2 protein-coding genes are annotated in these 921 nt (G+C 64.6%); both read right to left on the bottom strand.

All coding sequences use genetic code 11. The features are described 5' to 3' along the window. Positions 1 to 356: hypothetical protein (locus RA28_RS22090; RefSeq protein ID WP_446737321.1), on the bottom strand; the 356-nt coding region annotated here is incomplete at its 3' end. Further along, positions 353 to 921: molybdopterin-dependent oxidoreductase FAD-binding subunit (ygfM, locus tag RA28_RS22085; RefSeq protein WP_039533497.1), on the bottom strand; the 569-nt coding region annotated here is incomplete at its 5' end. The genes RA28_RS22090 and ygfM, both read right to left, overlap by 4 nt.

Genomic DNA, 921 nt, shown 5'->3' with positions numbered 1-921 from the left:
GGATGGCGATCAAGCAGGTCGGTGACGATGAGCGCGGCGGCCGGATCGTTGTAGCCGGACTGCACCACGCCCACATCTACCATCGCCTGCTGTACCAGACTGAGCTGGTTCCAGCTGCCCAGCGACTCGGCGGTGCGCACCTGCGCCCCATCCAGCTGTGCGGCGATCAGCAGGGAGGCGTTGATCACCTTGCCGTTGAAGAGAATGGCATCGGAGCCGGCAAAGCCAAAACCGTCGTCGCTGTTGCGCACCGAGTGCATCCGGCACTGGTTGAACAGCACCCGCTGGGCATTCTCGCCAGCCGGAGTGATGACGGTGCGCAGGGCACCGTTCAGGGTAAAGTTGAGTTCCATCATGCCTGTCCCTCCTGCTGCTGGCAACCCCCCAGCAGATCCGCCACTACCACGCCGGTGATATACCGCTTGTAACTTATGCTGCCCGCCAGATCCTCACGGGGCGCAATCAGCTCGCTCACGGCCGCCTCCAGCGCGGCATCGTGCAGATCACGGCGCTCCAGATCCCGCAGGCGCATCGGCTGCGGGGTGACGCCAGCGACGGCTACCCGCATCTCGCCAATGCTGTCGAGGGCTACCGCGGCGGTCATCACCGCCAAGCCATCGGCATTGCGGCTGATGCGGCGAGTGGCGCAGCGCAGTTCAGGCTCCGGCAGCACAACTCCGAGCACCAAGGCATTGCGCTGCCCCGCCAGATAGGCGTCGATGGGTTGCAGCAGGTTGTTCTCCAGCACTACCACTGCTTCGAGTACCAGCAGTACAGGCAGCAAGGGTGAGTCCTGCTGCTGGCAGGCAAGTTCGCCGCCGAGGGTGGCCTGATTGCGCAGATGGCGGGAGTAGACAAACCCCAGCGCGTCGCACAGGGCGGCCGGGGTACGGGGATCATCTTTCAGGGTCTGCAGGGTGA

Source organism: Ruegeria sp. ANG-S4, assembly GCF_000814005.1.
Classification (GTDB): Bacteria; Pseudomonadota; Alphaproteobacteria; order Rhodobacterales; family Rhodobacteraceae; genus Ruegeria.
Note: the sequence above shows the minus strand (reverse complement) of the source record. Positions and strands in the feature narration are given on the sequence as shown.